Below are 19,853 nucleotides of genomic sequence, written 5' to 3' on the forward strand. Positions count from 1 at the left end.
GGATCAGCCCTTCAGGCCTCCGGACAGCAGACCACGGACGAAGTACCTCTGCAAACCAAAGAACACCAGCAGCGGGATGATGATCGAGACGAACGCTGCCGCCGGGTTCAGGTAGTCCCTGGCACCCCGCGTACCCGAAATCTCGGCCAGACGCTGGGTGATGGGTGCAACGTCCGCCGTGCCGCCGGAGAACACCAAGGCCACGAGCAGGTCGTTCCAAACCCAGAGGAACTGGAAGATGGCCAGTGACGCCAATGCCGGTACGGAAAGAGGAAGGATGATTCGCCAGAAAATCGTGCTGTGACCAGCGCCATCCACCCTGGCCGCCTCGATGACCTCTCCCGGGATTTCCGAGATGAAATTGTGCAGCAGGAAGATACCCAGCGGAAGACCGAACATTGTGTGGGCAATCCAGAGCTGGGCGTAGGAACCGGCAGGCAGCTGCAGGACCTGTGTAAAGAGCTGCAGAAGTGGTATCAAAGCCATCTGGAGCGGGATGATCTGCAGGGCGAACACGAAGATGAAGAGAGCGTCGCGGCCCTTGAATTTGCCCCACGCGAAAATGTACGCAGCCATTGAAGCCAGCACGAGGACAAAAACGGTGACGGGGATGACGATCGCCACTGAGTTAACGAAGTACTGGGACAGGTTGGGCGACTGGGAACCCGCGGCGACCGTGACGTCCACGTAATTCTTGAACGTAAAGTCCCAGTCGATAAACGAATTCCACCAGCCGTCCGAACGCGGACCGATTTGCTTGGCTGCAGGCCGGAATGAAGTCACAAAAAGACCAAACGTAGGGATGGACCAGACTACGGCGATCAGAACAGCGGCTGCGGTTGCCCAGCGTGAGGTGAGCTTGGTCTTCACCCGTCGCATGATCGGCTGCGCGTCTGCGGCTGGATCGGATCCAGGACGCTGCCGGATGCCAGCCCTCGAGGCTTCTTTCGGTGCTGGGGTGGCGGTCATCGGATCTCCCTTTGCTTGCGAAGGACTCGTGCGTTGTACACCACGATGGGCAGCACCAACAGGAACAGCACCAGGGCCAGAGCGGCGCCGCGGCCGGGCTCGCCCGCCCGGAAGGCCTGCGTGTACATTTCGTTTGCCACCACTGAAGTGTCGTAGTTTCCGGCTGTCATTGTCCGGACGATGTCGAACACTTTCAGCGTTGCGATGGTGATGGTGGTCAGTACGACCACCAATGCCCCCCTGATTCCCGGAACGGTGACATTACGGAATTGCTGCCACGGATTGGCACCGTCCAAGCGGGCCGCCTCAATCAGTTCCGTGGGAACGCCCTTGATGGCCGCCGAGAGGACAACCATGGCAAACCCGGTCTGGATCCAGACCATGACGATGATGAGGAAGATCGTGTTTTCCGGTGCATCGAGCAGGAACTGCTTCGGCCCCAGGCCCAGCGCGTCCCGAATGTAGTTCAAGACACCAGTCTGCTCAATGCCCGGTCCACGGTAGTCGTAGACGAGCTTCCAGATAATGCCGGCGCCGACAAAGGAGATGGCCATGGGCATGAAGACCAGCGCTTTGAGAACCCTCTCCCCGCGGGCCTTGTCGATGAACACCGCGTATGCCAGGCCAAACACTGTTGACAGGAGCGGAACCAACACTGTCCAGATCACAGTGTTCCGCAGCGTAGTGACGGCCTCCGGCTGGGTGAACATCCACACGAAGTTGTCCATCCCGTTCGCCTGGCCCCTGGCATCCGTGAAAGCCAGCATTGAGGTGCGGACCGCGGGATAGACCAGGCCGACCAACATCAAGATGGCCGCAGGGGCCAGAAATCCGGCCACGGTCACTTTGTCCTTGACCGTTTTGGGAGCCCTGTCCACCAGCAGCATGATGAGGCCGATGATTGCGGCGAAAACCGCGAGGGCAATAACTACTTGTAGGAGTTTTCCTCCGAGAAATTCCATACCCACCTCCGGGGCGTGCGAGGACCTTTAAGTTCCGGGAAAGGCGCTGCCTCCCCGGCCGGACAAATCCAGCGAGGGGAGGCAGCAACTTTGGCATTAGCCCTTCGGCCAGCTTGACTCGATGCTGTCGGCAACCTGCTGTGCGGGGGTGCCGTTGATCCAAGCGACGATGCCCTTCCAGAAGGAGTTGGAACCGACTGCGCCTGGCATCAGGTCCGCACCGTCAAAACGGAACACCGTCTCGGGGTTCTGCAGCAGCTCGATGGACTGCTTGTCCAACTCAGACTGGGCATTGTTGGGATCAAGGCCCTTGTTGGCACTAATCGCACCGCCAAGCTTCACCCGGTTGTTGGCGAAGTCGGAGCTTGCCATGAAGGCCAGGTAAGCCTGGACTTCCGGGGTGTCCTTGTAGGCGCCGATCATTTCGCCACCACCTGTGATAGCCGTACCCTTCGAAGCATCCACGGGAGGTGTCATGAAAGCCCATACATCGCCGTCAGGAGCCACGTTTGTTCCAGCCGGCCAGTTGGCGGCCTGGAAGGAGGCCTGATGGTGCATGGCGCATGTGCCGTCCAGGACGGGCTGGCCTGCCTGGGCGAAGCCTGTGCTCAGGATGGAGCGGACATCACCAAAGCCACCGTTGACGTAGTCCGGGTTGAGGAGAATCTCGCCAACGTCGTTGAAGGACTCTACGATCCTGGGATCGTTGAACGGAATCTGGTGTGTTACCCACTGGTCATAGACCTCAGGACCCTGGGCACGCAGCACGACGTCCTCAATCCAGTCCGTACCCGGCCAGCCGGTAGCCTCGCCGGATTCAAAGCCGGCGCACCACGGCTTCATGGTCCCGTCGTCGGCGATCGTCCTGGTCAGGGTCATCATCTCGTCCCAGGTCTTGGGCACCTCCCAGCCCTTGTCCTGGAAGGTCTTGGGGGCGTACCAGACGTAGCCCTTGACGTTTGCAAGCATTGGAGACGCGTAGAAAGTACCGTCCACTGTGCCGTACTTCTTCCAGTCCGCGGACCAGTTCTGATCCACGAGATCAGACACCTTCTGTGGCGCGGGCTTCAGGTTTCCGGCCTTGGCCTGGTCTGCCAGGAGGCCAGGCTGCGGGAAGATCGCGACGTCGGGGGCGTTGCCGGCTTGGGCACGTACTCCGATCTGTGTCTCGAATTCCTTGCTACCTTCGTATCTGACTGTGATGCCCGTGCAGTTTTCAAACTGCGCCCAGGACTCTTCGAGACTGGTCGCTTCCGTGTCGACGATGGTCGAGTAAACGGACACGGTCTTGCCTTCGTGCTTGCCGTAGGTGTCGTATGCGGAGCAGTCCTCGGTGGCGGTGCCGCCCCCACCTCCGGTGGGTGGGGTACAGGCCGAGAGGGTAAGTGCCAGAACGCCGGCCGCTGCGGCCGGAAGAAGGTACTTTTGGTTTTTCATGCTGGAGACTCCTCGCTGAGTACAAGAAAATCGGCGGCGCGATTGATGTGGTGCCCCTCACACTAGTAACCTTGCGGTGAGGAATGCAAGCGTTTACACAGAATTGTGTCTGAAAGGAAACAGTGTGGTCTACTCGCCAATCGCGACCCCGGGATCCAATATCAACATTTGGTGGGCAAATGCCGTTGTCTATCAGGTCTATCCCCGCTCCTTCGCTGACGGAAATGGCGACGGAATGGGCGACCTGAAGGGTATTTCGGCAAAGTTGGAGTACCTTAAGAAGCTCGGAATCGACGCGGTATGGCTCTCGCCCTTCTATAAGTCTCCCCAGGCGGATGCCGGGTATGACGTGGCGGACTATCGGTCTGTGGACCCCCTTTTTGGCACACTCGACGACTTCGATGCAATGTTGCAGAAAGCTCATCGCCTGGGACTCAAGATCATCGTCGACCTCGTGCCAAACCACACTTCCGACGAGCACGCCTGGTTCCAGGAGGCGTTGGCCTCGCCGCCGGGATCGGCCGCCCGTGAACGCTACATATTCCGCCCAGGAAAGGATTCACGGCCCGGGGCCGAAGACGGCGCACTGCCTCCAAACAACTGGAAGTCCATCTTCGGGGGCCCTGCCTGGACCCGAATCACCGAGAAGGACGGCACCCCCGGCGAATGGTATCTCCACCTCTTCGACACCAAGCAGCCGGACCTCAATTGGGAAAATCCCGAAGTCTGGGAGGAGATGCGCTCTGTGCTGCGCTTCTGGCTCGACCGGGGCGTGGACGGTTTCCGGGTTGACGTCGCCCACGGCATGATCAAGGAAGCCGGACTCCCGGATTGGGAGGGAGTAGCGGCCATGGTGGAGGGCGATACCGCCGTGGGCAGCGAGGCTCCGGGCGCCCACACCGAACAGCAGGAGCCGCATACAGCCCACATCCCCATCGTCAGGGAAGGCGCCAGCAAGGAGGACACGGAACACCGCACCAAGCCGCCCCTGGATCCGCCGTCGCCCTACCTCGACCAGGACGGCGTCCATGAGATCTACCGCGACTGGAACCGGGTGCTATCCGAATACGACGGCGATCGCATGCTTGTGGCAGAAGCCTGGGTAGAACCAGCAGAACGACTGGCCAGGTATATCCGCAAGGACGAAATGCAGCAGGCATTCAACTTCGACTTCCTCCTGGCCGGCTGGGATGCCGAACGGATAGCCACAGCCATAGAGGACTCATTGGCGGCTGCCGGCTCCGTCGGTGCACCGTCAACCTGGGTCCTGAGCAACCATGACACCGTCAGGCATCCCAGCCGCTTTGGGCTCAAGGATCCCACTACCTTCCCCAAGGGAATCGCGGCAGAAGACGAACAACCGGACCACGCCCTCGGGCTGGCCCGGGCACGCGCCGCCACCATGATCTCTCTGGCGTTGCCGGGATCCGCCTATATCTACCAGGGAGAGGAATTGGGGCTTCCCGAACATACCACCCTGCCAGCGGAGGCCCGCCAGGATCCGAGCTTCTTCCGGACAAAGGGAGTAGAACGAGGGCGTGACGGCTGCCGCGTCCCGCTGCCCTGGAAGGCGGATGCTCCCGGCTTCGGCTTCGCGGCTGTCAATCACGGTGCTGGAAGTTCCAGTCCCCCGGCACCCGGACTTGAGGCTTCCGAACCTGCGGCGCCATGGCTGCCCCAGCCGGAATCGTTCAGGGATTATGCGGCAGACCGCCAGGACGGCGTGGCCGGTTCAACGCTGGAACTCTATCGGAGTGCTCTGCGGGCGCGGCGCGAACACCGCCTCGGTTCGGGCACTTTCCAATGGGCAGAAGAACACGATCCCGTCAACGGAATCCTGGGCTTCAGGAACAACAACGTGCTTGTGCTTGCCAATATGGGCGACAAGGTGATTCCTGTCCCTGGCGGGTATTCAGTAGCACTCTCAAGCTCTGAGCCAGGAACGGCTGCCGAAGTCAGCATCCTCCCGGATAGCACCGTATATTTGGTCCCTGTCGGGTCTTAGTGGGGGGGTCTTAGCCCGCCCGGTCTTAGCGCGCCCGGGTCTTAGCGTAGTCCTTGGGGAGCCCTGCAGCGCCAGGGCTCCCCCGCGGCTAGCGCACACGTTCCGCGCGCGTCAGTTTGGCGCGTGCCCCGCTTGCAATATGGACGAGCACCGGCGTTCGCTTGCCAATGACGGCGTCCAGGGCCTCGATCAGCCTGGAGATCTCGGCTGCCAGGACCTGCGGCTCCACTCCCTGACGCGGTTCAATCCGAATACGCAGGCCGGGCCGGCCTTTTACATCGTAGGTGGCCACGGACACTCCGGCCAGGTCCTGCCGGTCAGCCAGGGCGGCCTTGAGTGCCTGCTCCGCGACTCCCCCGCCGATGACTACGGTACCTTCGGCATCGCCGTCGTCAGTGTCTACCACGAGGTCGTTGGCCCTGCCCTTCCCCTGCTGCGCCACCCAGGCCACCATGGCCCCAATGATCAACGCAAGGACCACAGCCACAACAATCCAGAGCCAGCTTTCCGACCGTCCAGGGAAGCGGGTCTGCGCCAGGAGCTCCTGAGTGCGTGCCCACGCTCCTCCTGACCACCCCTGCCACCAACTGGCTACGGCGGGAATAGTGGCAAGCATGAGCAGCAGCAGTCCGATGGCAATAAGGATCACGCCGAGGGTGCCGATCAGGATCCTGTTTAGGGTTCTTGGGGTGCCGTTCATGCTCCGATCACTCCCGAGGCGGCAACGTTGACCCGAATATTCAGGTCCGGCGACAGGCCCATGTTGTCCAGTTCCTCCTGCACGGCAGCCTGCACGGCCTCCGGCTGCACGGGAATCCCGGACGTGGGCCGCACATTCACCACGACGAGGTTTCGGGACACAACTACCATCACTTGTTCCTGACCGACATTGGCCGCGATACGGGCACGGCGCGCCAGTGCCGACGCCATTACCTCATCATCCACCACGACGGCGGTCCTGGCGTCGTGCAGGATGTGCCTGGCCCTTCGGCCGGGCAGCACGGCGTTGAGGAAGAAAAAGAGGCCAACCATGGTTACCACCCCGCCAATGCTTCCCAGCAGGAGGAGTGAAATTCCCTGTGGCAGGGCGATCAGGCGTTCGGCCGCGGTCTGCGGATCGATCAGCCACGGCGGTTGCCCAATTGCCCGTACCGCGGATTCCAACAGTGCATAAACGCAAACAGCGATCACCAGCGCGGCCGCGAGCCCTGCGACTCCGGCTCGGGAGGAATGGGTCTCGCGATGCAAGATCCGCTGCATCTCGGCGTCGTCGCCAACCTTGTCTCGGGCGAGTGTGTCTGAATTCCGGGCATCTTTGTCCTGGACGCCAGCCGTTGGATATGGCTCCGTTGTCACCTGACCCGGCCTCCTTCGCTAATGCGCACTCCGCTGATCCTTATATCCACCCGGCTCAGGCGGGAGCCGGAGAGCTCCATGACCCGGGAAAGGATGGTGGACTTTGCCGCCACGGCGCGCTCCCAGATGGTTCCGCCAAAGCTTTCTACCCTTCCCGGGCTGCGCACCACGGCTGTCAGGTGAGGGATACCTATGGGAGCAACGATGGACAGCGCCAGCAGCCCGGCGTCATCGGACCAATCTGCGCGCACATCCTGCGCAGCGATGCCAAGGGCTTCGGCGGCTGCGCATTGCGCAAGTGAGGTCAGGGCCTGGGTGCTGATCCGGTTGTGGCCTGCCAGGGCCGCCTGGCCTGCCACGGCCTCAGCTGCCTGGCTCATGACGATGAGCGCCTGCCGGCCAAGGCGTCAAGAACCCTTCGCAGGTCCAGTTTCCCGTCCGCTGCACGGCCGAGCAGTGCGCCGATTGCCATGAACAGGAGCGACCCCAGGAAGCCCCACCAGCCAAATTGGAACGACATGAAGGCCACGAAGGCGCCGATCGCAATTCCAACTACCGTCAGGTTCACTGGAGCAACTCCCTTTCCGTGGCCAGTGGCCGGGAGGCGCCGGGTTTGACCGGCGGGGCCACATAGACGTCGTTGATTTCGATGTTCACTTCGATGACTTCAAGGCCAACAAGATCCTCCACCGCCTTATACACAGCGGCCCGTACCTTGTTTGCGAGGTCATGCAGAGGCTGGCCATAGACGGCGACAAGATTGATGTCCACGGCTACCTGGGTTTCGCCCACCTCGGCACGCACGCCGGCAGCATGGTCCGAACTGCCGACGGCGTCGCGAATAGCACCGAGCGCCCGGGAACCCGAGCCCAGCGAATAAACACCCGGCACGGAGCGGGCCGCAATGCCGGCGACCTTGGCTACTGCGGTTTCCGAAATAATGGTGCGGCCAAGGCTGCCAGGTGCGATGAGGGCTTCCGCAGGGGTGGCCTGCACACCCGCATATTGGACACCTGCCGGATATTGCTCGCCGGGGTATTCGACAGCAGGGTATTCAGCATGGGGATTTTCGGCCCGGGGGTTCTCAGCGCTGCGGTTCTCGGCGCCGGGGTTCTCGGCACGGGGATTGTTAGCGTCGGGGTAATCCATGAAGCACTCCCTTCTCTTGATTACCACCCTAGCGCTTGCCTGAGACAGTGTGCCGGGTCAGGGCGGCATGTCCCGTCCGCTGGTCCCTCTGGCATTCCGGCGGATACATGCCGTATGAGGAATGGGCGTTCAGGCCGCGGCGGCTAGATAAGGGAGTTCCGAACAGACAAGGGGGTTAAAGAAGAAAAGCACCAGTTCCGAAGAACTGATGCTTCCCAGTGGTGGCTCCGACCGGCGTCGATCCGGTGACCTTTCGATTTTCAGTCGAACGCTCTACCAACTGAGCTACAGAGCCTAGGTGACGTGTCACCATGACCGCCGGAATTTCTTCTGGCAATCAAAGCGACCCTGACGGGACTTGAACCCGCGACCTCCGCCGTGACAGGGCGGCGCGCTAACCAACTGCGCTACAGGGCCTTGCTTGTTGCGGTATCGCTACCGCGCTTTTTTCAAGGCTTCCAGCCTACCAGACTTTTCAGACCGGCTTGACCACTTCCTTGAGTACCCCCAACGGGATTCGAACCCGTGCCGCCGCCGTGAAAGGGCGGTGTCCTAGGCCGCTAGACGATGGGGGCCTGGACCATCCGAATTCACGACGGGCAACGACTTCTGGCCGAAGCCGTTGTTCGTTTCCTTTGCCGTTCTTCCGAACTGGACCTCTAAAACTATAGGGCCTAGTCCTGCAGATTCCAAAATCGGCCCCACAGGCGACCGAAACAGCCCCATTTGGCGGGCAAGGCGGCCCCACAGCAAGTTGGCAGTTTCTTGCCCTTACACGTCCGAATCCCGCCAGTCTGTTCGGACCATCGGAGACTAGATTGGGCAGCATGGCAACAACCTCTCCAGCGGGTCCCCCCGGACCGACAGCTTCCGTGAAGCGCACCATCCCCGCGCCTTCCTCATCCATCAGCAAACTCGGCATTGCCGCAGTCATCATCACCGTGGTCCTGTGGGCATCGGCGTTCGTTGGGATCCGCGCCGTCGGTCCGTCTTTCTCCCCGGGCTCGCTGACGCTCGGCCGCCTGGCAGTGGCCGCCGTCGTTCTTGGCCTTGTGGTTCTTCCCACACTCCGGCAGTTGCCGGTTGGGCGCGAGTGGCTGCCCATCATCGCCTACGGCGTGATGTGGTTCGGCGGGTACAACGTGGCGCTCAATGCGGCGGAGCACATGCTCGACGCCGGCACCAGCGCCATGCTGATCAACGTCTCACCGATCCTGATTGCGGTGCTGGCCGGCGTGATCCTCAAGGAGGGCTTTCCCCGCTGGTCGATTATTGGAAGCCTTGTCGCCTTTGGGGGTGTGGCCATGATTGCCCTGGGCTCAGGACAGCGCTCGACGGCGGACGTGCTGGGCGTGCTGTTATGCCTCCTTGCCGCTGTGCTCGCCGCAGTCAGCGTGATCATCCAGAAACCGGTCCTGAACAAGTTCTCGGCGGGCCAGGCCACTTGGTTCGGCATCATGGTCGGAGCTGTGTGCTGCCTGCCGTGGTCAGGCCAACTGGTGACCGAACTTCAGGCCGCACCCCTGCCCGCCACCCTGGGGCTGGTCTACCTCGGGATATTCCCCACCGCAGTTGCCTTCACCACGTGGGCCTATGCGCTTTCACTGATCGAGGCCGGCAAGCTCGCAGCCACCACGTACCTGGTCCCGGGAACCACCATCCTGATTTCATGGATGGTCCTGAATGAGGTGCCCACGGTTTGGGGGCTCGTAGGAGGCGTGATCTGCCTCGTCGGCGTCGGGCTGACCCGCCGTCGATCACGGTAACTTCATCAATCGGAATATTAGGTGCCAAATCGGAAATTTAGGCGCCAAAGTCCCCGACGGGACTAAAGTCGGAGTATGTCCGCGAACTTCCCTTCCGGCCTGCCAATTAATGCCGACGGAGAAGGGGTATCGTCCCCGCTCCCCCGGGCTCCTGAGGGATTCCGGATGTCAGCCGACGAATTCGAAGAGGCCGTTGCCGACGCCCTGCAGCTGATTCCTGAGAAGGTTGCGCAGGCGATGGACAATGTGGCCGTCTTCATCGAAGAGGACTACACCCCGCGACCTGGGGAGGACCCGGATACGGTGCTGCTCGGCCTGTACGAAGGCGTCCCCCTCACGGAGCGTGATTCCTGGTGGGATGCCGGATCACTTCCCGACCGCATCACCATCTTCCGCCAACCCATCCTGGAAATCTGTGCTTCACGGGAGGACGTCATCGACGAGGTGGCGATTACTGTCGTGCATGAAATCGCCCACCACTTCGGGATCGATGACCACCGGCTGCACGACCTCGGCTGGGGCTAGGTCCTGGCAGCGCCAGGTCCTGGCAGCGCCAGGGCCTGACCCCGTCCCAGGAGAGCGGTTGTCGACTTAGGACAGTACGTCCTTGGTGGTGAACCGCCCGTAGGCCAGTGCGCCAAAAACCGCAATGTAACCCAGCTGCAACCAGGCGTTGCTGGCGAAATTATCGAACGACGGCGGCTGGCGGAGGAGGTCGGCGAAGCCCAGCCAGTAGTGGCTCAGCAGCCAGGGATGCAGCCACTCGAGCTGCGGAAGGTTGTCCAGGACCTGCGACACGATGGCGACGACGATCGTTGCCGCCATCGCGCCTACGGGAACGTCTGTGAGGGTGGACAGGAAGAGGCCGACGGCGGCCATCCCCAGCAGGGACACGGTGATATAGCCCGCAATGAGGAGCACCCGCACCATCGCCTCGCCCACGCTGACAGTGTCCCCGGACAGGAGTGTCACGGGACGAACTGGAAATAGGAGCGCTCCGATCGCCATGCCCGAAAGGGCCACAGCCAGGACGGCCGACAGGCAGAATACCGCCGCGCCCACATACTTGGCCAGCAGGAGCCGCACCCTGCCTGCCGGCGCCGCCAGGAGATATTTAAGGGTGCCCAGCCCTGCCTCCCCGGCGATCGTGTCTCCCGCCACCACCCCCACAGTGAGGGGCAGGAACAGCGGAATGGAGACGAGCAGCCCGGTGACGGCGGCGAAGAGGCCGTTCTCAGCGATACGGTCCAGGAAAGCCGGTCCCCGGCCGCTGGGCACCCGGGAGGTGAGGCGTACGGCGAGGGCTATCAGTACGGGGATGCCGGCCAGCGCCACGAGCATTGCCCACGTCCTGCGTCGCCGATAGAGGACGGAGAGTTCGGACAGGAAGAGACCGCCTCCCTTCGCTGCCGGTGCCAGCTGTGCACGAGTCAGTGGTGCAGAGTTCAGGGGACCAGAGGTCACGGGTGCAGACTGCGCGCGTGGAGGCCTCTGGCGTGCAGACGCCCGGGGTGCCGGGTTCAAGGGGGCGTCACTGCTCAACTTCGAACCCCTCTCCCGTGAGTGCCACGAAGCGTTCCTCCAGCGTGCTGCCCTCCACGAGGAAGCCGCGCAGCCGGACTCCGCCGCCCACCAGGGCGGCAGCGATCTCTTCCGGGCTGACGGCATCGACGGGAAACTCCGCCGTGACCTGGCCGTCCGCACCATCCTGTCGTCCCACAGCCGGTTCAAGGCCGAGGCGCGCCAGCACGCCCTGGGCCGCTCCGACGTCGGGCGTTATGACTTTGAGCTGCACGTGCCCGGCCCGGCGCAGATCGGACAACGTTCCCTGTGCCACAATCCTGCCGGCGCTCATCACGGCAGCGTGGGTGCAGATCTGCTCGACTTCCGCCAGGAGATGGCTGGAGACGAACACCGTGGTTCCACCAGCGGCAAGGGACCTCACCAGGCTTCGGACCTCGCGTGTTCCTTGGGGGTCAAGCCCGTTGGTGGGCTCGTCCAGGATGAGAAGCTCACGCGGGGCCAGCAAGGCATTCGCGATTCCAAGGCGTTGCTTCATGCCAAGGGAGTAGGCCTTCACCTTCTTGCCCGCCGCATGGGAGAGCCCTACCCGGTCCAGGGCTTCGTGGATGCGCTGCCGGCGGGTGGCGGACGGAGCGTGGCGGTCCGCAGTATCCAGGCGGTGAAGATTGGCGGCACCGGAGAGAAAGGGATAAAAGGCAGGACCTTCCACGAGGGCGCCTACGCCAGGAAGAACATCGCGGAGACGGGCCGGTATGTCCTGGCCCAGGAGCGTGATGGACCCGTTGGTGGCTGAGGCGAGTCCGAGCAGCATGCGGATGGTGGTGGTCTTCCCGCAGCCGTTTGGCCCCAGGAATCCGAATACCGAGCCGCGCGGGACGCTGAGGTCGATCGAATCAACGGCCATCTGGCGGCCGAACCGTTTGCTCAGGCCACGGGTCTCGATGGCGGACGTCTCGGTGGCCGAGGTCGCGCCAGGCAGCGCCTGGATGGCCGGGCCCCCGGTCACGGCGCGGCAGCTACGGCCTGGAGCCGCTCGAGGGGAACGGCTCCGGCAAACGCCCGGCCGTCGTCGGTGATCAGTACGTTCAGGAGCGACGTCGACAGGAGCCGTCCGCCCGGGACGGCGACTGCTGCCTGTGCCAGGAGCGGCGTGCTGTCCAAAACCCGCTGGATTGCCACGGCCGGGACTTCGACGACGGCCTCCCAGCCGCTGCCTGTGACCTTGGGCCGTTCGTGGCTTGGATCAGGAATGTGGCTTGGATCAGGAACAGGCCCAGGGGCCGGGATCTGGCTTGGGTCAGGAAGAGGCCCAGGGTCAGGCACGGGCTCAGGGGCAGGCACTGCTGGAGCGGGTGCTCCAGGGGCAGGCAGTCCTGGTGCCGGCAACGTCGGATCCGTCGACGCCGGAAGGTCATTCGCGAGTCCGATCTCCTTGACCGTCGCTCCTTCAGGAGGCGTGAACTGGAAGATCGAGGCGTCGGGAGCAACGAGTGACAACTCAGTGAAAGCGACTCGGAACGCCGGTTCCTGCTGCCCGCGGGCCCTTACCTCCGTGCCAAGCGGCATCCCCGTTTCGCCGTCCACGTAGACAGCAACCGAGGCAACCAGGGTGTTGACCGTCTTCGGCGTCAGGACCAGCTGGTAGGCCGAACGTTCAGCGAGCCGGACCTCGGGTCCCAAGTCAACGGAAGTGCCGGGATCAGCCGCGGCCAAGAGTCGCTTGGCGATGTCCTCGGGCGTCGGCATTGGGTGCGTCCCGGGGTCGTGCTTCATCCCGCCCCTTATCCCGTACGGCTTGAAGGTATCCAGTCCGGTTACGTGCGTGGCCGTGTTGTCCCGGGAGCTATACAGCCACACCTCCGAGCCATTGCGCACCAGGTCGCGTTCCGCCAGCTGATCCAGGATCTGGACGCGTACTTTCGTGGGGCCGTCGGCATAGACGCGGGCCGTGTGGGAGGAGCCGAGCAGCTCAAGCAAGGTGGTGGCGCCGGGCCCGGACGTTGGGGCTCCTGGTGGCAGCTGCGGAAGCCCCAGGTCCGAATCCTGCTCGACTGTGCCAGTCAAAGCGCGTACCTGATGGTTTGCCGCCATGGCCAGGACCTCGGCAGGCGTTTTTTCCGGCAACGGGCCAATCGATACGGCCTGGAGCGGCGCGGCTACCACGGCCGCGCCAATCACAGCAGGAACTACCGCTGCAGGCAACCACCGCAGCCACCGCCGACTCATGGTCTCCAGGCCTCCTCGTCTACTAGGACGCGCCTCATGGTTCCACAGTACGCCTAACCACCCCATGACGCGCGGGAGAAATTCCGGACCTTTTCCCCCGCCGAGGAGCGAGATCTCAGCCCTTTGAGTCCGCCTTAGACCAGAGATCTCACTCCTCGATGAGCCCCCGCCCAGGATTCCAGGACTGCCAAGACCTCCGGATGGCGTTCCTCGTCCAAGGCCGTCCGATAGGAACGCTCCAGCAGCTGATCGAGGCGCACGCGGGCACCGGTCGAGGCGCTCTCGATCGCGGCTTCCACCATGGCGAGGCTCATGATGTTCTCCCGCACATGGCCCATAGGCAGCTCGCCTGAGCGAAGCGCACCAACGAATTCCCGCAGAGAACCATGGATGTCGGAGCTCGGATCCACCACCCCCGTCAGGTCCGCAGGCACCGCCTCTTCGCTGGAGGCCCCGCCTAGTGTCGGTGGGTTGTCGCCGTCCCAGAGCACGGTTCCATATTCGCCGCCCATCCGCCACGACGCGTTCCAGGACGTTTCCAGGCCCGGGCTGCACCAGCTTCCGTTGAACGTGAAGCGCTGGCCGCCGGACATTTCAAAGACGGCGGCCGCAGCAGCGTCGCCGTCGTACCAGCTCCAGGCGGGGTTGTACTCTTCGCAGAAAGCGGATACCGGGTCGGCGTCGAGGAGGAACCGGGCCATATCGAACTGGTGGATGGCCATGTCCAGCAGCAGGGGATGGTCCATCGCGTCCCGGAACCCTCCAAAGTGAGGCGCCTTGAAGAAATCGGCGCTCAGGATGCCCACCGGTCCGATATCCCGCGAAAGGGCCTTCGCCGCGAACAGATTCCTATTGTAGCGGCGGGACTGGCTGACCATAAAGAGCTGTCCGGTTACTTCCGACGCCGCCGCGAGGCTGAGGCCCTGGGACACTGTGGAGGCCACCGGCTTTTCGCCCAGCACCGGCAGCCCGGCGAACAGCGCTTCGGTGGTCACAGGATGGTGAGCGGCCGGAACGGTGACGTTGATGACTGCCCGGGCTCCGACGTCGGACGCAAGCTCTGCAGCCCCGGCGCCCACCGGGAGCGCTGGCTTTCCAACGGCCGCTGCAGCGGCCCGGGCGGAGTCGAGGTCAAGGTCCACGATGCCGGCCAGTTCCACGAGGGGAGAGGCCTCGACCGCGCCTAGCCACGCTCGGCCCATTCCCCCGGCCCCGACCACCACGACTTTCAGCGGCGTGCGGTCGTCCTCTATGGTCGCGAACGGCGGGTTCGTTCCTACAGGGCCGTTCATGCCTACAGGCCCGTTCATGCGTGGGATTCCTCGTAGATTGCGGTGGCGCCCTTGTAGCCGGCGCCGGTGAAGAACTGGTCCGTCTCGTAGCGCAGCAGCTCCGGGAGTTCGCGGCGCGGCCGCTCCGTCACAGCCCATTCGACGGCATTGGAAATGACGCGGCGAATGTCCTTGTGATGGTAGACGGGATAGTCCTGGTCGCCGGGGCTGAAGAAGAAGATCTTGCCGTGGCCGCGTCGGAAGGTGCAGCCCGAACGGAACACCTCGCCGCCGGTGAAGGAGCTGATGAAAATCAACTCCTCCGGTGTGGGGATGTCAAAGAATTCGCCATACATTTCCTGCTGGTCGATGATGATCGGGTTGGGCACGCCCTTGGCAATCGGGTGCGTGGGCTCTACCGTCCAGACGAGCTCGCGGTCCTGCTCGCTCCGCCAGCGCAGGGTGCACGTGGTACCCATGAGCTTGGTGAAGATCTTGGACCAGTGGCCGGAGTGCAGCACGATCAGTCCCATGCCGGACAGGACATGCCGGTGGACGCGCTCCACGATTTCGTCGTCGACGTCACCGTGGGCCATGTGGCCCCACCACGTCAGGACGTCCGTGTTGGCCAGGACTTCCTCGCTGAGGCCGTGTTCCGGTTCATCCAGTGTGGCGGTGCGGACCTCGACGGCGGTGCCAAGGTTCTCTTCGATGCTGGCCTTGACCGCGCCGTGCATTCCTTCCGGATAGAGCCCGGCGACGTGCTCGTGCTCCTGTTCGTGCCGGTTCTCGCTCCAGACGGTCACCCGGATGCGGGAAGGGTTGCTCATGGTTTCTCCTATGTTTTGTGCTGATTACGTTGGTTGAAAGTGCGGGTCTTTATTTCACGGCCCCGCCGCGGGTTCCTGCGGCCACATATTTCTGGGCCACAAGGAGCAGGACGATGGCCGGGATGGAGGCGAGGACCGCCGTAGCCATGACGGAGCTCCAGTCGTTGACGTAGGCGCCGATGTACTGGAAGATTCCCAGCGTCACAGGCCGGACGTCGTCGGTGGTGGTCAGCGTGAGGGCGAACAGGAAGTCGCTCCACGTAAACAGGAACGTAAAGAGTCCGGAGGTGATGAGGGCGTTCCTGCTCAGCGGCAGGACGATTGACCAGAAGGTCCGAATGTGGCCCGCACCGTCCACCCTGGCCGCCTCAATCACGGAGCCCGGCATGCCGTTCATGAAGGCCCGAATAATCAGGATGGCGAAGGGAATGCCATGTGAGGAATCGGCTAGGATCAGCCCCGGGATGGAGTTAAGCAGGCCGAGGTCGTTGTAGGCGGTGTACAGGGCGTTGGCCACGACGATGCCGGGGATCATCTGGCTGATCAGGATGGCGAACAGCACCACTCCGGCGCCCCGAACCTTGAAGTAAGCCAGGGCGTAGGCGGCGGGCGCGGCAATCGCCAGGCTGAGCAGGACGCTTCCGAGGGACACCACCAGGCTTGTTCCGAGGTTCCGGCCCTGCTGGCTGATGGCGGTTGCATAGCCGGTGAAGTCGGGAGCCAGAGGAAACCACGAGGTCTGCAGCGTGGTCCCGTTGGGCTGGAGGGAAGCGTTGATCATCCAGTAGACGGGAAACAGCATGATCGCAAGGAACAGAATGGCAAGCGCCGTGGAACCCCACTGCTTGCGTTCGCTGGCCTGCCGACCACCCGCTTGCCCGCTGCTCAGCTGCCTTTGTCCTCCGGCCAGCCGACGTCCCCCGGCCAGCTGGCCGGCGTCGTTCTTTAGTGCGTTGACAGTCATTGTTGAGCCTCACTCATCGACGGCACGGCGGTTGGCGCGGAGGTAGAGAACTGCGAAGACGAGGGAGATCAATACCAGGATGTTGCCCATCGCCGCGCCCTCGCCGAACTTGAACTCCTGGAAGGACAGGGCGTAGGACTGGGTGGCCACGGTCTGCGTCGAGTTCGCGGGCCCGCCATTGGTCAGGCCCAGGATGATGTCCAGGACCTTGAGCGTATAGACGACCCCCAGCACCAGGACCACGCTGACCACCGGGCGCAGCATCGGCCAGGTGACATGCTGGAAGGCCCTCCAACCCGTGGCGCCGTCCAGTGATGCCGCCTCGTACAGTTCGTCGGGGATGTCCTGCAGTCCGCCATAGAGAACGGTGACATTGAACGGGATGCCGATCCAGATGTTGACACCAACGACGGCGGCGAGCGCCAGCGAGGTGCTGGTCAGCCAGGGCACGCCAGTGTCGATGATTCCCAGGCCGCCCAGGAAGTTGTTCAACGCACCGCTGTCTTTGTCCAGGATCCAACGCCACACGGCGCTGGAAACGATGAGCGGCAGCAGCCAGGGCAGCAGCAGGAGCGAGCGCAGGACCCCGTTGAGCGGGAACTTCCGCTTGAAGAAGACGGCGAGGGCCAGGCCGATCACGAACTGCCCCGCGATGGAACCTGCGGTGAACAGTGCCGTGTTGACCAAGGAGGTAGTGAACAGCGACGACGTCACCACGGTGACGTAGTTCTGCAACCCCACCCAGGGGGCTTCTCCCGTGTAGAAGGTGGAGGTGCTGTACTCCTGGAACCCCATGATGACGTTCTTGGCCACGGGGTAGCCGAAGAACAAGGCCAGGTAGGCCACGGCGGGGACCAGGAACATCCACTGGTAAAGGCGCTCCCGGCGTCGGTGGTTCCAGCGCCTGTTCAAACGCCGGGAGTTCCCGGTTCCCGGCGGGAGCGACGCCGGCTGGCGGCGGGTTAGCTCGACGGTTGCTGACATGTGCCTGCTCCCCGTCTACTGGCCCTGGGCTTGCTTGAGCGCATCAGCGGGAGCAGCCTTGTCAGTGAGCGCTGTCTGGATGGCGGTGTAGATCTTCTGGGCCTGTCCCGGCCATTCTTCGCCGAGCTGTCCGGTACGGGCTCGAGCGGTCTTGACCAGTTCAGTGAACGTGGCCAGCTTCGGGTTCTCGGCAGCGAAGGTGTCGGCCAGCGAAGTCTTGGAGGGGATGGTGTTCCTGGACTTGGCCATGGCGAGCTGGTTTTCGTCGCTGTTCATGCAGGACACGATCTCCGCTGCCTTGGCCTGCCTGGCCTTGTTGCCGGTCTGCGGAACGGTCCAGACCTCGCCGCCAAGCGGGCCCACCGCCGTCTGGTCCGCATCCTTGACCGGAATGTTCACGACGCCGTACTGAAGTGAGGCATCCTTACCCAGCGATGGGATCTGCCACGGACCGTTGACCATCATGGCCGCCTTGCGTGCCAGGAATTGGTCCTTGACGTCGGCCTGCGTCCAGTTCAGGGCAGAGGAGGAGACCGAACGGCTCTTGACGAGGTCGGTCCAGAGCTGGAGCGCCTCCGTGGTTTCCGGAGTCGCTATGTTTTTCTCGTCCCCGCCGTTGGACCACATGACTGGCAGGAACTGCCAGGTTCCTTCGTAGGTGGCATTGGCATTGAAGGCCAGCCCGTACTGGCCGCCGCTCGTGAGCTGGGCCGCGGCGGCCTTCAGCTCATCCCAGGTCTTGGGCGGGGTTACGCCGGCCTTGGCCAGGAGGTCCTTGTTGTAGAAGAGTGCGATCGTGTTCACAGTGGGGGCGAGGCCATAGACCTTGTCCTTATACGTGCCCGCGCTGAGAATGCCCTCCGGATAGTTGTCCGTGCTGATCTTGAAATCGCTAAGCGGCGCGAGGGCCCCGGTGCCGGCGATCTGCTGCAGGTCCGGGTTGTCGAGCATAAGGACGTCCGGCAGCGTCTTGGAGGAGGCTTGCTGGAGCACCTTCGCAATCAGGGACTTCCCGGGGACGGTCTCACGCTTGATGGTGACGCCGGCTTTTGTCCCGCAGGCTGCAAGCGTGTCGCCGATGATCGTCTTGTCCGGCTCGTTGTTGTAGTAGTCAACTACCGAGATTTCGGTCACGCTCCCGCCGCTGCCTGCCGTTGCGGAGCCCGACCCGCACCCCGACAGAGCGAGGGGCAGGCCCGCCAGGGCAGTGACAGCGAGGGCAATTGTTTTGCTGCTGAAAGCTGACTTCATTATCAGATCCTTTGCTTGGGTCTTCAATCGTCGATGCGTATCGATGAGAATCGTGGAAAAGATGGTGGTGAAGATGGTGATGGCTGTCGTTAGGGTGTGGTTTAGTGCGTCGGCGAGGGGATGGTGCTGTCCCGCTGTGTGACGACAGGTGGTATCAGCTCCAGATGCTGGCGCTGGCCGCCGTCGCCATCCTTGAGGAAGTTGCAGAGGAGTTCGACGGCACGTCGGGAGACGGTGCGGGGTTCAAGATCGATGGTGGTCAGGCGCAGTCTTTCACCGAGGGATTTCGTTTGGGTTCCGACTCCGATGATGGAGACATCGACTCCCGGCTTAAGCCCGCGATCCAGCAGGATCCGCGGGAGCATTTCCAGGACCGGTTCTTCGGGTGATGCGAAGGCCGGCGGACCATCGGCGGCGGCAATTCCGCCGTCGACGGCCGCCTCGATGCTAGCAATGTCCGCTGAGCCCGAGACGTGGCTCAATGCAAGCCCACTCGCCTCGGCCTGTTCGAAGGCACCACCGAGGAACCGATCCACGAAGTTGAGCTTGCGGTCCCCGGACTCCGGCCGCCAGCCGATGACGGTGGCGCCCTGGTGTCCGGCAGCGGCAAATTCCTCAATGCATTGCCGGCCTGCCAGGGCAAAATCGGCGTCGATGCAGCTGAGTCCTTCCGCCTCATTCGGGATACCGATGAACACCACTGGCACACGCAGCTTGCGGACTACCGGGATGCGGTCGTCGTCGGCCTCCACCTGCATAAGGATCAGGCCGTCGCATAGCTGTTGGCCGACTACCCGTTGCAGGCCTTCGGTCCCCTCTTCATCGGTGACGAGGAGGATGTCCCTGTCATGCTGCCTGGCGGTAGCAGCGATCACGGCAATGAATTCGCTGAGGGATCCGACGTGTGCGTCCGGAGTTAAGGGTATGACGAGGCCGAGCACGTTGGTGCGCCTGCTGGCCAATGCCCTGGCACCGGCATTCGGCTGATAGGTCAGCTGCTCAATCGCGGCCTCGACCTTTTTGCGGGTCTTCTCCGAGATGGGCCTCTTCCCGCTCATGACATAGGAAACGGTGCTTTGGGAAACGCCAGCTGCTGCCGCTACGTCTTTGCTGGTGGGCATCGCTCCCCCTTCCGTCATAAGCAGGCTGCTGTTCGAGG

20 protein-coding genes and 3 tRNA genes are annotated in these 19,853 nt (G+C 63.0%); 3 read left to right on the forward strand and 20 right to left on the reverse strand.

Features of this window, described 5'->3' with window-relative positions:
• Positions 1-3: 3 nt before the first annotated feature.
• From J7E82_RS15310 to J7E82_RS15320, 3 genes are all read right to left on the reverse strand, one after another.
• On the reverse strand, positions 4-969 hold the full coding sequence (locus J7E82_RS15310; protein WP_214864120.1) for a carbohydrate ABC transporter permease: 966 nt from the start codon (positions 967-969) through the stop codon (positions 4-6).
• Positions 966-1,931 carry a carbohydrate ABC transporter permease gene (locus J7E82_RS15315; RefSeq protein ID WP_214864121.1) on the reverse strand — a complete coding sequence of 322 codons (966 nt, stop codon included), beginning with the start codon at positions 1,929-1,931 and terminating at the stop codon, positions 966-968. The genes J7E82_RS15310 and J7E82_RS15315 overlap by 4 nt, the downstream gene beginning before the upstream one ends.
• A 96-nt stretch (positions 1,932-2,027) precedes the next feature.
• Positions 2,028-3,368, reverse strand: a complete 1,341-nt coding sequence (locus tag J7E82_RS15320; RefSeq protein ID WP_214864123.1) for an ABC transporter substrate-binding protein — start codon at positions 3,366-3,368, stop codon at positions 2,028-2,030.
• 235 nt (positions 3,369-3,603) lie between these two features.
• Here J7E82_RS15320 and J7E82_RS15325 point away from each other — a divergent pair, with 235 nt between their 5' ends.
• Entirely contained in the window at positions 3,604-5,373 is a 1,770-nt protein-coding gene (locus J7E82_RS15325; RefSeq protein ID WP_214864173.1) for a glycoside hydrolase family 13 protein, read from the forward strand.
• An 88-nt stretch (positions 5,374-5,461) separates the two neighbouring features.
• On the opposite strand, the gene J7E82_RS15330 is transcribed toward J7E82_RS15325, so the two are convergent.
• The 8 genes from J7E82_RS15330 to J7E82_RS15365 all read right to left on the reverse strand — a co-directional run bounded on the left by J7E82_RS15330 (position 5,462) and on the right by J7E82_RS15365 (position 8,453).
• The gene (locus tag J7E82_RS15330; protein WP_214864124.1) at positions 5,462-6,073 is read right to left on the reverse strand and encodes a hypothetical protein; all 612 of its coding nucleotides are present in this window, start codon (positions 6,071-6,073) and stop codon (positions 5,462-5,464) included.
• A complete protein-coding gene (locus J7E82_RS15335) occupies positions 6,070-6,633 on the reverse strand; it encodes a DUF6286 domain-containing protein (RefSeq protein ID WP_214864175.1) in 564 nt (187 codons plus the stop codon). Before J7E82_RS15335 ends, J7E82_RS15330 begins: the two co-directional genes overlap by 4 nt.
• A 92-nt stretch (positions 6,634-6,725) precedes the next feature.
• A complete protein-coding gene (locus J7E82_RS15340; RefSeq protein WP_214864126.1) occupies positions 6,726-7,109 on the reverse strand; it encodes a hypothetical protein in 384 nt (127 codons plus the stop codon).
• On the reverse strand, positions 7,106-7,297 hold the full coding sequence (locus tag J7E82_RS15345) for a DUF2273 domain-containing protein (RefSeq protein ID WP_214864128.1): 192 nt from the start codon (positions 7,295-7,297) through the stop codon (positions 7,106-7,108). Before J7E82_RS15345 ends, J7E82_RS15340 begins: the two co-directional genes overlap by 4 nt.
• A complete protein-coding gene (locus J7E82_RS15350; protein WP_214864177.1) occupies positions 7,294-7,725 on the reverse strand; it encodes an Asp23/Gls24 family envelope stress response protein in 432 nt (143 codons plus the stop codon). The genes J7E82_RS15345 and J7E82_RS15350 overlap by 4 nt, the downstream gene beginning before the upstream one ends.
• Before the next feature lie 372 nt (positions 7,726-8,097).
• A tRNA-Phe gene (locus J7E82_RS15355) sits at positions 8,098-8,173 on the reverse strand.
• 48 nt (positions 8,174-8,221) lie between these two features.
• A tRNA-Asp gene (locus tag J7E82_RS15360) sits at positions 8,222-8,295 on the reverse strand.
• A gap of 85 nt (positions 8,296-8,380) precedes the next feature.
• A tRNA-Glu gene (locus J7E82_RS15365) sits at positions 8,381-8,453 on the reverse strand.
• 252 nt (positions 8,454-8,705) lie between these two features.
• Between J7E82_RS15365 and J7E82_RS15370 the strand changes: the two genes are divergently transcribed.
• Together J7E82_RS15370 and J7E82_RS15375 are read left to right on the forward strand one after the other, a co-directional pair.
• Entirely contained in the window at positions 8,706-9,644 is a 939-nt protein-coding gene (locus tag J7E82_RS15370; RefSeq protein ID WP_214864130.1) for a DMT family transporter, read from the forward strand.
• A gap of 75 nt (positions 9,645-9,719) precedes the next feature.
• Positions 9,720-10,169, forward strand: a complete 450-nt coding sequence (locus J7E82_RS15375) for a metallopeptidase family protein (RefSeq protein ID WP_214864132.1) — start codon at positions 9,720-9,722, stop codon at positions 10,167-10,169.
• A 66-nt stretch (positions 10,170-10,235) separates the two neighbouring features.
• On the opposite strand, the gene J7E82_RS15380 is transcribed toward J7E82_RS15375, so the two are convergent.
• From J7E82_RS15380 to J7E82_RS15415, 9 genes are all read right to left on the reverse strand, one after another.
• Positions 10,236-11,078, reverse strand: a complete 843-nt coding sequence (locus J7E82_RS15380) for an ABC transporter permease (RefSeq protein WP_285289746.1) — start codon at positions 11,076-11,078, stop codon at positions 10,236-10,238.
• Between the two features lie 97 nt (positions 11,079-11,175).
• Complete coding sequence (locus J7E82_RS20800) at positions 11,176-12,072, reverse strand: ABC transporter ATP-binding protein (protein ID WP_251041962.1); 897 nt, start codon at positions 12,070-12,072, stop codon at positions 11,176-11,178.
• A gap of 98 nt (positions 12,073-12,170) precedes the next feature.
• Positions 12,171-13,394, reverse strand: a complete 1,224-nt coding sequence (locus J7E82_RS15385; RefSeq protein WP_214864135.1) for a hypothetical protein — start codon at positions 13,392-13,394, stop codon at positions 12,171-12,173.
• Between the two features lie 134 nt (positions 13,395-13,528).
• The gene (locus tag J7E82_RS15390) at positions 13,529-14,704 is read right to left on the reverse strand and encodes a Gfo/Idh/MocA family protein (RefSeq protein ID WP_251041949.1); all 1,176 of its coding nucleotides are present in this window, start codon (positions 14,702-14,704) and stop codon (positions 13,529-13,531) included.
• Positions 14,701-15,495, reverse strand: a complete 795-nt coding sequence (locus J7E82_RS15395; protein ID WP_214864137.1) for a ThuA domain-containing protein — start codon at positions 15,493-15,495, stop codon at positions 14,701-14,703. The genes J7E82_RS15390 and J7E82_RS15395 overlap by 4 nt, the downstream gene beginning before the upstream one ends.
• A 49-nt stretch (positions 15,496-15,544) precedes the next feature.
• The gene (locus J7E82_RS15400) at positions 15,545-16,297 is read right to left on the reverse strand and encodes a carbohydrate ABC transporter permease (protein WP_251041963.1); all 753 of its coding nucleotides are present in this window, start codon (positions 16,295-16,297) and stop codon (positions 15,545-15,547) included.
• 171 nt (positions 16,298-16,468) lie between these two features.
• Complete coding sequence (locus J7E82_RS15405; protein WP_251041964.1) at positions 16,469-17,323, reverse strand: carbohydrate ABC transporter permease; 855 nt, start codon at positions 17,321-17,323, stop codon at positions 16,469-16,471.
• 135 nt (positions 17,324-17,458) lie between these two features.
• A complete protein-coding gene (locus tag J7E82_RS15410; RefSeq protein ID WP_214864143.1) occupies positions 17,459-18,694 on the reverse strand; it encodes an extracellular solute-binding protein in 1,236 nt (411 codons plus the stop codon).
• Positions 18,695-18,795: 101 nt separating this feature from the next.
• Positions 18,796-19,815, reverse strand: a complete 1,020-nt coding sequence (locus J7E82_RS15415; protein ID WP_214864145.1) for a LacI family DNA-binding transcriptional regulator — start codon at positions 19,813-19,815, stop codon at positions 18,796-18,798.
• Positions 19,816-19,853 lie beyond the last annotated feature (38 nt).

The sequence above is a fragment of the Arthrobacter sp. ISL-30 genome (assembly GCF_018613855.1).
Lineage (GTDB): Bacteria > Actinomycetota > Actinomycetes > Actinomycetales > Micrococcaceae > Arthrobacter.

What these genes read in the sequence shown, in the direction of transcription:
- J7E82_RS15310 (WP_214864120.1), bottom strand. Translation starts at nt 969, where the DNA reads ATGACCGCCACCCCAGCACCGAAAGAAGCCTCGAGGGCTGGCATCCGG.
- J7E82_RS15315 (WP_214864121.1), bottom strand. Translation starts at nt 1,931, where the DNA reads ATGGAATTTCTCGGAGGAAAACTCCTACAAGTAGTTATTGCCCTCGCG.
- J7E82_RS15320 (WP_214864123.1), bottom strand. Translation starts at nt 3,368, where the DNA reads ATGAAAAACCAAAAGTACCTTCTTCCGGCCGCAGCGGCCGGCGTTCTG.
- J7E82_RS15325 (WP_214864173.1), top strand. Translation starts at nt 3,604, where the DNA reads ATGGGCGACCTGAAGGGTATTTCGGCAAAGTTGGAGTACCTTAAGAAG.
- J7E82_RS15330 (WP_214864124.1), bottom strand. Translation starts at nt 6,073, where the DNA reads ATGAACGGCACCCCAAGAACCCTAAACAGGATCCTGATCGGCACCCTC.
- J7E82_RS15335 (WP_214864175.1), bottom strand. Translation starts at nt 6,633, where the DNA reads ATGCAGCGGATCTTGCATCGCGAGACCCATTCCTCCCGAGCCGGAGTC.
- J7E82_RS15340 (WP_214864126.1), bottom strand. Translation starts at nt 7,109, where the DNA reads ATGAGCCAGGCAGCTGAGGCCGTGGCAGGCCAGGCGGCCCTGGCAGGC.
- J7E82_RS15370 (WP_214864130.1), top strand. Translation starts at nt 8,706, where the DNA reads ATGGCAACAACCTCTCCAGCGGGTCCCCCCGGACCGACAGCTTCCGTG.
- J7E82_RS15375 (WP_214864132.1), top strand. Translation starts at nt 9,720, where the DNA reads ATGTCCGCGAACTTCCCTTCCGGCCTGCCAATTAATGCCGACGGAGAA.
- J7E82_RS20800 (WP_251041962.1), bottom strand. Translation starts at nt 12,072, where the DNA reads ATGGCCGTTGATTCGATCGACCTCAGCGTCCCGCGCGGCTCGGTATTC.
- J7E82_RS15385 (WP_214864135.1), bottom strand. Translation starts at nt 13,394, where the DNA reads ATGAGTCGGCGGTGGCTGCGGTGGTTGCCTGCAGCGGTAGTTCCTGCT.
- J7E82_RS15390 (WP_251041949.1), bottom strand. Translation starts at nt 14,704, where the DNA reads ATGAACGGGCCTGTAGGCATGAACGGCCCTGTAGGAACGAACCCGCCG.
- J7E82_RS15395 (WP_214864137.1), bottom strand. Translation starts at nt 15,495, where the DNA reads ATGAGCAACCCTTCCCGCATCCGGGTGACCGTCTGGAGCGAGAACCGG.
- J7E82_RS15400 (WP_251041963.1), bottom strand. Translation starts at nt 16,297, where the DNA reads ATGCTGTTTCCCGTCTACTGGATGATCAACGCTTCCCTCCAGCCCAAC.
- J7E82_RS15405 (WP_251041964.1), bottom strand. Translation starts at nt 17,323, where the DNA reads ATGTTCCTGGTCCCCGCCGTGGCCTACCTGGCCTTGTTCTTCGGCTAC.
- J7E82_RS15410 (WP_214864143.1), bottom strand. Translation starts at nt 18,694, where the DNA reads ATGAAGTCAGCTTTCAGCAGCAAAACAATTGCCCTCGCTGTCACTGCC.
- J7E82_RS15415 (WP_214864145.1), bottom strand. Translation starts at nt 19,815, where the DNA reads ATGCCCACCAGCAAAGACGTAGCGGCAGCAGCTGGCGTTTCCCAAAGC.